The sequence below is a fragment of the Aeromonas molluscorum 848 genome (assembly GCF_000388115.1).
Lineage (GTDB): Bacteria > Pseudomonadota > Gammaproteobacteria > Enterobacterales > Aeromonadaceae > Aeromonas > Aeromonas molluscorum.
In genome coordinates, this window is the sequence record NZ_AQGQ01000158.1 from 1 (window position 1) to 9642 (window position 9642).

At 49.5% G+C, this 9642-nt stretch carries 11 protein-coding genes; 2 read left to right on the forward strand and 9 right to left on the reverse strand.

Annotated elements, in window-relative coordinates; translation table 11 throughout:
* The 5 genes from G113_RS16645 to G113_RS16665 form a co-directional block, all read right to left on the reverse strand.
* Positions 1–340, reverse strand: a 340-nt coding sequence (locus tag G113_RS16645; protein ID WP_005907497.1) for a hypothetical protein, incomplete at its 3' end; no start/stop codon positions are given.
* A 13-nt stretch (positions 341–353) separates the two neighbouring features.
* Positions 354–779, reverse strand: coding sequence for a DUF2787 family protein (locus tag G113_RS16650; protein WP_005907498.1), 426 nt, complete (start codon positions 777–779; stop codon positions 354–356).
* Positions 780–815: 36 nt separating this feature from the next.
* Complete coding sequence (locus tag G113_RS16655) at positions 816–1379, reverse strand: lecithin retinol acyltransferase family protein (protein WP_005907499.1); 564 nt, start codon at positions 1377–1379, stop codon at positions 816–818.
* Positions 1380–1463: 84 nt separating this feature from the next.
* On the reverse strand, positions 1464–2150 hold the full coding sequence (locus G113_RS16660) for a hypothetical protein (RefSeq protein WP_040319335.1): 687 nt from the start codon (positions 2148–2150) through the stop codon (positions 1464–1466).
* Positions 2151–2167: 17 nt separating this feature from the next.
* Positions 2168–2434 carry a hypothetical protein gene (locus tag G113_RS16665; RefSeq protein ID WP_005907502.1) on the reverse strand — a complete coding sequence of 89 codons (267 nt, stop codon included), beginning with the start codon at positions 2432–2434 and terminating at the stop codon, positions 2168–2170.
* A gap of 382 nt (positions 2435–2816) precedes the next feature.
* On the opposite strand from G113_RS16665, the gene G113_RS16670 reads away from it, so the two are divergent.
* Positions 2817–3161, forward strand: coding sequence for a helix-turn-helix domain-containing protein (locus tag G113_RS16670; RefSeq protein ID WP_005907504.1), 345 nt, complete (start codon positions 2817–2819; stop codon positions 3159–3161).
* 138 nt (positions 3162–3299) lie between these two features.
* On the opposite strand, the gene G113_RS16675 is transcribed toward G113_RS16670, so the two are convergent.
* A complete protein-coding gene (locus G113_RS16675) occupies positions 3300–4277 on the reverse strand; it encodes a YagK/YfjJ domain-containing protein (protein ID WP_236611794.1) in 978 nt (325 codons plus the stop codon).
* A 374-nt stretch (positions 4278–4651) separates the two neighbouring features.
* Positions 4652–4855, reverse strand: coding sequence for a helix-turn-helix transcriptional regulator (locus G113_RS16680; RefSeq protein ID WP_005907506.1), 204 nt, complete (start codon positions 4853–4855; stop codon positions 4652–4654).
* 429 nt (positions 4856–5284) lie between these two features.
* On the opposite strand from G113_RS16680, the gene G113_RS21905 reads away from it, so the two are divergent.
* A complete protein-coding gene (locus G113_RS21905) occupies positions 5285–7036 on the forward strand; it encodes an H-NS histone family protein (RefSeq protein WP_236611795.1) in 1752 nt (583 codons plus the stop codon).
* A 179-nt stretch (positions 7037–7215) separates the two neighbouring features.
* On the opposite strand, the gene G113_RS16695 is transcribed toward G113_RS21905, so the two are convergent.
* Both G113_RS16695 and G113_RS16700 read right to left on the reverse strand, forming a co-directional pair.
* Positions 7216–8433 (reverse strand): tyrosine-type recombinase/integrase, encoded by a 1218-nt coding sequence (locus G113_RS16695; RefSeq protein ID WP_005907508.1) that lies wholly within the window; start codon positions 8431–8433, stop codon positions 7216–7218.
* Positions 8434–8727: 294 nt separating this feature from the next.
* Positions 8728–9357 carry a LysE family translocator gene (locus tag G113_RS16700; RefSeq protein WP_040319339.1) on the reverse strand — a complete coding sequence of 210 codons (630 nt, stop codon included), beginning with the start codon at positions 9355–9357 and terminating at the stop codon, positions 8728–8730.
* Positions 9358–9642 lie beyond the last annotated feature (285 nt).

Genomic DNA, 9642 nt, shown 5'->3' on the forward strand with positions numbered 1-9642 from the left:
GCTGCAGGTCAGCCAGGAAACTTGCCAATACACGGGGTTGCTCGGTGAGAGAAACCGGTCCTGCCTGGCAGCGCCAGAAACAGCGACGCTTAGGGTCCACACAGATTTCATCTATCGGCTGGCTCATGGTGCGCCAGTCCTCGGCATTGGTGAGTGAGAGCAGTTGCCACTGCACGCCAGACCAACGCAGATGCAGTGTGACGGTGCGGGCGTTTGGACTATCAGGGGTTAGGTGCAGCAACCAGCGCTCGCTCTGGCGAGTTGGTTGTAGTTTGGCCTTGGCCGCGACCAGTCCCAGCCACTGACGTGAGTAATGGGAGAGCGGCTGTTCGTTAGTCATCACACACCTCCTATTATTCCCCACTGACCGTGACGGTGAAATACCCCAACTGGGCGTAGCTAATGAAATTGCGCTGCCACAGGGCGAACAGTTCGCGTGCTTCCACGCCGGGCAGTGGTCCCCAGCCCTGCAGATAGTGCTCGTCGCAAGAGAGGTTGAAGTCGAGCTCCTTGCAGAGCTCGACATCCTGGCCCACCCCCTGATAACTGAAGTCGGTGATGTAATCGAATACCCAGCCGTGTAGTCCCCGAATAAGCCGCAGCTCTACCGGATGAACGCCACCCGTTTCAGCACTGTAGCCGGGGCTGCGAAAGTTGAAGGTCAGGGTCGAGACGTGGGTGAGGTCGAGCTGTTGTTCTCGCACGACTTTGCGCAGCAAGTCAGGTAGCTCGGGTGAAATCGGCAGGGCCATCCCTGCCAGGTGAAATGGCATGGTCATCATGGTGTGTCCTTTTCGTATCGAATGTGAGAACCGTTAATTCCTGAACCAGCGCCAGGCGCGGTAGAGGCCATAGGTGGCAGCCAAGGGGGCCGCCAGCGAGGTGGCCGAGCTCCCAAGCAGCGCACAGACTGCGGCGGTCACAGCGGTAGTTGCTGATGGGTTCAGTGCCGAGCTGGTGGCCATGCCAGGCAGGGCCGCAAGGGTAGGCTGCCGAGCCACTGTGCGAAGCGCCTGATGTGCGATACACCCCGTGGCAATCAGCTGGTTAATCTGCTTGCTGTAGTGAAAGCCCTCGATACACCAGAGCACGAAGTGCTCGCAGTTGTTAAAGAGCGTGCTGTAGTGCGCCTCTCCAAGACGGGAGTAAGCACGGTCGATACTCTCCTCCCGGTTGAAAGCTCGTGCACTATGGTGCTGGATGCGATAGCCCCGCCCTTGGCTAAACTCGGCAAGCGTGGTGATAGCTATCTGACCGGAATCTATACCGGCACTGCCCCCCTGGTAGTGGATGACCTGATGGTCCCCCAGATAGAGACCGTGGTGCTGGTAACCGGTGCGGGGGGAAACGAGGTGGTCCCCCGGTTGTGGTAATGGCATGAACAGTTCCTTAAATAAAATGCGGCACAAAACAGAGGGCACCCGAAGGTGCCCTGATGGTGGTGAATGTGTGGTAGCTGGTGGTCAGGACTGCTTGCGCAGCGTCAAGCTGTTGGCATCCAATACCCAGCGCTGACGAGGATTGCCGGGCAGGTCGAGGGTGAAACCGTTGGGGTCGGGGGTCAGCTTGCCTTCGTCGCTACAGGTACCAAAGGGCTGTGAAAGCATGGTCAGCGCCCCCGTCTGAGCGACCGCCAACTGATAGAGCACCGGGCATGCCACACCACCACTGTGGAGCTCAAACAAGACCGCCTGCCCGTTGGCCAGCGGCAATCGGTGTGTGAGCTTGATGGCGTCATATTCATCGGTGCGCAGCAGCGTTTCATCCCCATACCGAATGACGATACTGTCATCATCATTTTTCACGATGGTAAATGATGCGGTACTTGATGCAGCTGACGCTGGTGTAAAGGAGGGCTCGAAGTAACGGCTGCCATCTGAATAGGTCAGCATAAAACCGTTCAGTGAAACCGGCTGGCTGACACTGGGAATGAGCGTTGGCTCATCTTCATCCAGCGGCATCAGCATGATGCGATCTCCTTTCGAAGTCTCTATCCAAAACTGCATGCTGGCGAAATTGAGGGTGCCTTCAACGTTGGCCGGTACCCGTTTAGTGACCGTTGGCACAGTGAATTGAGGCGCAGCCCAGGTAGGTAAGGCAAACAGCGATAACCATGTGCACCACAGGGCCAGTTTGATGTTTTCTGTCATGTCACTCTCCAGACGACTTATTCAATGGTGTAAGAGGCATTGCCCAGATTGGTGAAGAGGGTGACCTCCCTCAATCGGCACGGCTCGGTCATGACCAGCCGCCAGCGTTCGGTGTAATTGAGCTTGAGTGGGAAATAGGTTCCTCCCACCGACCCCATCAAGTCACTGCGCAGCATCACCCGGCATTTACTCTTGCCGCCATTGATCAGCACTTTCTGAATGGTGACTTGATCGTTGAGCGAGGTGACGACGATCTGAGGTCGCCCGATAGCGGTGTATTCCACTTCCAGAGTGAATTCTGGGCCATTAGCGGATGCTGTATCGCAAGCGCTCAGTGATAGGCCACAGGCCACAGGCCAGCAGTAAGGGATAAAGCAGTGTGCGATTCATGATCTCTCCTTAATAAAAATGGCAAAAGGATGCCTGACCGACAAGGCAAGCCTCTCGGATAAGCGGGGTAATACAGGTAACGTCAGCGAGCGTGCTGGCAGTTAGCCAAGCGCAACTGAAGAAAGTGGGCTGGAATTTACGTCGTGTAGAAAGCACTCCTTTCAAATATCAATCTATATATTCAAACAACATCAACCCAATTGGTTGAGCATCAACCATTTTCGCCCTTAATGTCAACGAGTCCATGGTCAAGCATACGTGCGGACTGGAGGACTTATGACAGACGTCAACTTTGAAGAACTGGCCAAGAGCGTAGGTAAAGCGATTGGACGGCAACGCCAACAAGTGGGGCTGACCCAGGAGCAAGTCGCAGAGCACCTGGATATCGGGATGGAAGCGGTCTCCCGGATGGAGCGGGGAAAAGTGGTGCCGACCGTAGTGCGCCTGGCACAGTTGGCCCAGCTGTTTGGCTGTGAGCTTGCAGACCTCCTGCGTGAGACCAGCAACCGCCCTACAGAACAAAGCATTGTACTCAGCCAGCAGTTGGCCAAGCTCAATGCTGCCGACAGAGAAATGGTGCTGGAGGTGGTTGATAAGCTGGTGGCACGACTGGCGCCTTAACAGCCCGCTGTGCGCATCTGTGACTGATTGACACCCGATGCCAGGGTCAATAACTTGGGAGGCCGCAATGGCGCTCCCAAGCAGCTTCACAGCGATATGTGTTTACTCTCCCTTGATAATATCTATCTGAGTTATCTTTCAATCAGACCGACAGAGCAATAACCGAGGTCTGCCAAGGCGAGATTGGGGCGATGGTCTCTCCATGCGCCCGAAGGTCCGACGACCGGCTGGCAATACCGCCAATATCTGCGTATCCAGCTTGGTCAGATAACTCAGCGCATTAATCAGGTTTATGCGCTTGGTTGTATCGCTGTAGTGCACCATCCCAATCCCATCAGTACCCCATTCCCGATATTTCTCCCGCCTGATCTGACAGTTGTAATAGCTCCCGTTATTATCGGACATATCTTCCCACACCTCTCCCAGCGCAATACCCAGCGAGATATCTCGTTGGTGTACAGCACCATTAAAAATGAACGTAATGTGGGTATGCAAACGCCTATCAACACCGTACTCCAGTTTCCAGATATAGCCTACCAATGCAGGATATTTGTTCTGTACTCGACGAAGGTAACAATTCCGGTCATTCGTCACGAGGTCTAACGTAAGCTGGTCGTAGTAGTCTTCGCGATAGCCAATATCCAATCGAATGACTAATAGCTTGGCATGCTGGTCGAATAGGCTATTAACATATGTCGCTATGCTGCGCTGATTGCGGCCCTCAACGCGTTCAAGGTTCTTGAGGCGCTTACGGTGCGCCTGACTCTTGAACTCTCTTAGAAACGCATACAGCGCGTTATTGATATCCCTGGCTAATTCGTCACCGACATCATTATCGAGATATCGCTCATGGATGAGGTGCAATCCATAAACCTCTCGCATATGCGTTAGGAATAGCTCTACCGTTGGATGCGCTGACGATACTTCCTCATGACAATAAAAATAATCACACACGGTGCCCAACGCATTAAAGAGTTTGGTTGATAGCCTACGACCAATGCAAGTGATGCGTGACTTACCAGGGACTGAATAAACAGCCCTGACAATAGGAAGCGTTGTATGTTTGAGCCGGTCTGTTAAGGTTAGGATATCTAATAGCCTGACTGAATTAAACATGATGGCCTCGCTTAGGCAAGAGTAACCCTACGCTGTGTGATAGGCACACGCGTATATAGGGGCGATTGGTGGAGTGGTATTGGCTAACTATGCTGGTGGTAGCATGACCACCACATGGGAGTGGTGTAATGGTACTCGATAGTGGTAATGGTTATTGGTTGTATATGGGTGGCTGTACACAGCGTAGGAATAGTATTGAACAGAAGTGATATTAAATAATAAATAAACCTAAACACGATATGCCTACACCACCTACGTAAATACCAAAAAACATATATAAGAAGGAATGGCTATTTCCCTAACCCATTAGCCTATCAAGGCATGAGTTATAACGTAGGAAGTTATGGAGCTCACGAGGGATGAAAAAAATGTATTCACGGCTGGCTTTTACGAATAAGCCAGCTATCAACATCGTGCTCAAACCAACCAATAGAGGACTGACCTATCTTGAAGGGTTTGGGGAATGTCTCGTCATAACGAGGAGACTTGGGATTAAGCCAGTCATAGATAGTAGACCTGGCCATGCCAATCTTGTTGATGAGGTCTTTGATGCGCAGGACTTTGATGGTGTTGTTCATGGTGTACTCCTGATGATGTAGTGGGTTGTTTCATCAGAAGAGCGGGACAGTTAAAAAACACATGATTAACTCGAGCGGGTGAGAGCACAATGAAGGCGTTACGTTAGTAGCCAGCCCCTCATTTGCATTGTATGGAGGTCTGAACTCACCGTTTAAGGTAGGCCAGGGGCATGTCAGAAATTTTTCACGTACCACACCCGTGGGTTTTGAGTGGGTTTATGAGGGCCGTTTTGCGACATGGACGTTGGAAAACAAAGGGTCTACACAGCAAGCCAACTGCAACCACATTATATCAAAAGATACCTCTAGGCCTGATTTGTGACTTGAATTGCAATAATGCAAAATAAACGTAACTCACCTTAATGTAATGCGCTACTCTGTACTTTAAGTGATTTGACATTGTCTGTTTAGAATTGCGGTGAAGATGATATGGCTAAAAAAGTAAAAAGTAAGTTGGCTCGCGAAATTGGAGACGTAGTAAAAAACCAAAGAAGAGTTGTAGTTAGAGAAATCGAGAGTGAAGATGGCAAAGTTGCATCAAGTGAATTATCCTCCGCCAGCCACTTATCTAATGAGGATAAAGTGGCATCGCCCGAAGCGCACTTAAAACCATCGCGCAGAAGAACCTCCCAAAAAAAGAATGAAGAAAAAATCGCAACCAATATAGCGAGGCCCTATGCAATATATGATTGCAATGAGGCGTGGGTCGTCGCAGCTAAGCGAACAAGGACAAACATACATGGTGCATTTTCACGAGAGGGATTAGGTGAGAAAGGATTAAGTGCAGGTAAAAATGCCGAGATAGATATATTTATTGCGGAAAATAAATCGTCTGACGCAGTGTACAGTAACAAAAAAATTCTGACAGATGACTTTGATACCTTCCTTTGTATATATAAGATCCTGCATTTTATCTCATATATCAGAGAGTTTAATTTTCACACACACCCTCGGATCGGTCGCCGACTCGAGACATACAACAGCTTGGAAGATTTGAATTCAGATATTCAAAGTAACGTGCAGATAGAAAATTTAAATCAACGGCGCGCATTCACCAAGGTACAAAAAAGAAATATAAAGGAGAGAATAAGGCATTTGTTGAAAATGAATGTGAGCGCCATTTTAGGACATGATGATTTTTTGCGACACCTCAATGTGCATCCTGCGGTGTCGCTTTTCATCAACACCGTTAATGCAAACAAAATAGACATAACAAATAGAGGTGATTTTGAACGTTACTTTTCGATGAATTTGATTACCGCCTTCGTTAATCGATTCAATTTGATATTCAATCAGCCAGCCTATAAAAAAGCAACCAGTAAAAGGCTGTTCAATGTGCAAGAAAACGTGGCTTCAGTGATGGAACATGCCAATGCCATCATGAAAAGTGGCAGCACTCATGCCATACGATTTTGCCTAGGGTTCAATTTCAAGCTTGATGATGAGTATGATGTTGAGTTTGAAAAGGCGTTGAAATTGAGATTGAAAACCCCCTCTCAGGTAAATGACTACAGGCTAATGACGCTACGTGCCGGCAGAAATGCAGTGTTTAGAAATGGTGCTAAGAACCCCATAATGAAATATATTGATGGTTATATATGGAAGATGGATTACTGCTCTGTTAGGGGGTATTACCTGCATGTGATTTTATTTTTAAAAGAGAACTGGAACAAACATTTTAATATCATGGAGTCAATCGGTGAGATGTGGCGGGAAAAGGTTAAAAATGGAGATGTGTTTTCGTATCGAGGTACACGAAGCCGCATTAACCTTCAAACGGCTACGAATCAAAAAAAAATGCTTAATGATATTCACGACTTGTTTATTCAGGATGTACTTGCGTATGCAGATACTACACTATCAAGTGGCAAAAAAATTCGCACCTTTGGTAAAGGAGCACAAAACGGGTGGGTTCTCAACTCGACGCAACAGGGTAAAACTAAGCCGACAGCACATGAGCAAAAGCTGGCTAAGTTCCAAACGCTGATGGACAAGGCTGGAATTGATCCAGCTGAACTACTTGCTGCAATCGACAAAAAAGCTAAACGAGCCCCTCGTCCCCCGAAATACCGTTACGTCGAGAATGGGGTGGAGCATACCTGGACCGGTCAGGGCCGTACGCCCAAGTTCCTGGCTGAACAACTCGAACAAGGTCGTCAGCTGGATGAGTTCCTCATCTAAATAAGGCCATGCCAATAGAGTGTGGTCTTTCTGTTTTTTACAGGCTCCAGCTCTGCAACTGCAGCTAACATGGCCAGCATGGCTGTACAGGCTGGGTAAAAAAATGGAGGGTACACTCGATGTAACCTCCATAGACACAGTCTACAAATCGAACAGAAGAAAAGGGCTGTTGCTCTCCCCTACCCCACTTGCAGATGCACAATATTGTCTGCCGGTTTTTCTGATGGTTTCAAAATCCCTCCCCACAACTCCAGAGCCATTTTTTGCTCCGGTAACCGAACCGTATGAACATAGTGAGCCATTACACCTGGTAAAGCATGACCTAAAATTTGCTCCACGACATGAGGGGCAATCCCAGCCTCGTTTAGGCGGGTCGCCAAACTCCTTCGGAGATCGTGCCATGTCCAAGGGGCGCTATGCCCGAGCCGTTTCCAAATCCCCCTTCCCCACTGACTTACCGCTTCTGGTCGCTTGAGTTCCCCTAGCAAGTATGGGGATGACTGTGCTGCGGCTGCTTTCAGCAAGGCGTCTATCGTCGGCCGAATAAAATCAGGTATTGGTCTCACGATTTTATTACCTGTTTTTGAGTTAGACGCTGGTACTGTCCATGTACCTTCGGCTAGATTCCATTCTTCGGGTGCTGATAGCCGAACTTCTTGAGTCCTTGCACCAAACGCCAACAGAATCTTTGCCAAATTTCCGTAGTAGCAATATGGACCTAGCTTCTCAGACCAATCCCATAGTGTTCGCAGTTCTTCTAGCGTCAGAACCCTATCTCGCTTACTCGCTTTTTGCCCAACATCAGCGACGGTCAAGTCATCCAACGCATTACTCACTGCAAACTGTCTGACCCGGCAAAACTTCAGAGCATGCTTACAGTTTTGGAAGCAATAACCACTAGCCACAGGTGCCAACTTCGAGTACTCGTCAAAGACACTCAACCAGTGACGAGTATCACAATCTGACAGCGGAAGATCCCCGATACGGGGATAGACCCACTTCGCAAATTGCTGGCGATGCTTCTCACTGTTTGACCTTTTCTTATCGGCGTGATGGCAGAGCCAATACTCGAGTGCATCTTTAACCGTGACAGGCTTAAGCCTTTCATCTTTCCCGATCCGCGTCATCAAGGCTGGATCATTGCCCTCTTCCAACCAAGCTCGACATTGCGCCGCCTTTTTCCTTGCTTCGGAAAGCGATAGTCCCCCCTCTTGACCGGTATAGGATCCCAGAGTCAGGTTTTTTGCCTTGCCTAAAATTCGATAGCGGTACACGAAGCTAACTTTTCCGCTATTCCTCCACAGAACAGATAGCCCATCCCTGTCCGCAACCTTTCTGGGCGTATCATCATCGTGACCACGCAGCATTGCTTTGAGTTTTGAATCTGAAATTGCCATTTTGAACCCACAATTGAACCCACACTTGTCTTATATCCCCTAAGATAACTTTAGACAACAATGGAAAGTTAAACAATATAAATCAACCACATACACCAAGCCGATAGACAACACCAAACAGAATTAGACATGTGGTGTGATAATACGGCATGAACTGATCTTTCGAGTCTGTGCAGGACAAGGCGCATTCCAGCAGTGGAATGCGCCTTTTCTATTGCGGCGTGTTCATTCGGCAGCGAGCTCAGGCAAAACGTCTGCACTGGCCGTTGCGCAACTCGTTGATGATAGTCTCTGCTATTCAGTAGCCAGTCGTATCCCCAGCACGACGAAGAGTCCCCCCATTACGCGATTGAGCCAGCGACTCAACTTGGCCGAGACCTTCAGCTTGCTGCTGGCAAATGCGGTCGACAGCGCCAGTAGATGGCACCAGATCATGCCGTTCAGGTTGAATATGCAACCGAGCAGGATGAAAGCCAGCGCCTTCTGGGGAGCATCCGGCGCAATGAATTGCGGCACGAATGCCAGAAAAAACAGCGCCACCTTAGGATTGAGCATATTGGTTAGAAATCCTTGCCAGAAGAGACGGCCATAGGGCAGAGGCGCCAGCTTGATTTCCCTTTTATCCAAGGGGGTACCAGATCGCGTTCTCAGCAAGCCAACCCCCAGATAAATGAGGTAAAGCGCCCCCAGCAACTTGATGATGCTGAACAGGCTGGCAGAGGCGCTCAGCAATGCCGATAATCCTAATGCAGCCGCAAGTACATGCACCATGGTGCCAGTGCCTATACCAAGCGCAGCCATCGAGCCCGCTCGCCATCCCTGAGAGCCACTGCGTAGCATGATGAGCAAAGAGTCAGGCCCTGGCATCATATTAAGCAGCAGGCCGGATACGATAAACAACGCTAGATCATGGATCCCTAGCATGGCACTTACCTCCCGAATAAAAGAACAGTCTAAGGGGTCCAAGGCGATTGTCATCCCTCATCCAGGCTATAGCCACTATCAACGCCTGTGATAACTAGCCAGCTACCGGATCGGAGAACTGGTATTACCCTGGGCCACTCAGCAACCTTCTCGCTCAATTCATCTCTTTCAACAGAGAATAAAATGCGCCCAATATTTGACACGTGGTGGTCTCAACGCTGCGCACTGCATTATCTAGGGAAATAGAAACTGCGAGAAGGTCACCTTGTTGCATTGTCGATTAAG

What these genes read in the sequence shown, in the direction of transcription:
- G113_RS16650 (WP_005907498.1), bottom strand. Translation starts at nt 779, where the DNA reads ATGACCATGCCATTTCACCTGGCAGGGATGGCCCTGCCGATTTCACCC.
- G113_RS16655 (WP_005907499.1), bottom strand. Translation starts at nt 1,379, where the DNA reads ATGCCATTACCACAACCGGGGGACCACCTCGTTTCCCCCCGCACCGGT.
- G113_RS16660 (WP_040319335.1), bottom strand. Translation starts at nt 2,150, where the DNA reads ATGACAGAAAACATCAAACTGGCCCTGTGGTGCACATGGTTATCGCTG.
- G113_RS16670 (WP_005907504.1), top strand. Translation starts at nt 2,817, where the DNA reads ATGACAGACGTCAACTTTGAAGAACTGGCCAAGAGCGTAGGTAAAGCG.
- G113_RS16675 (WP_236611794.1), bottom strand. Translation starts at nt 4,277, where the DNA reads ATGTTTAATTCAGTCAGGCTATTAGATATCCTAACCTTAACAGACCGG.
- G113_RS16680 (WP_005907506.1), bottom strand. Translation starts at nt 4,855, where the DNA reads ATGAACAACACCATCAAAGTCCTGCGCATCAAAGACCTCATCAACAAG.
- G113_RS21905 (WP_236611795.1), top strand. Translation starts at nt 5,285, where the DNA reads ATGGCTAAAAAAGTAAAAAGTAAGTTGGCTCGCGAAATTGGAGACGTA.
- G113_RS16695 (WP_005907508.1), bottom strand. Translation starts at nt 8,433, where the DNA reads ATGGCAATTTCAGATTCAAAACTCAAAGCAATGCTGCGTGGTCACGAT.
- G113_RS16700 (WP_040319339.1), bottom strand. Translation starts at nt 9,357, where the DNA reads ATGCTAGGGATCCATGATCTAGCGTTGTTTATCGTATCCGGCCTGCTG.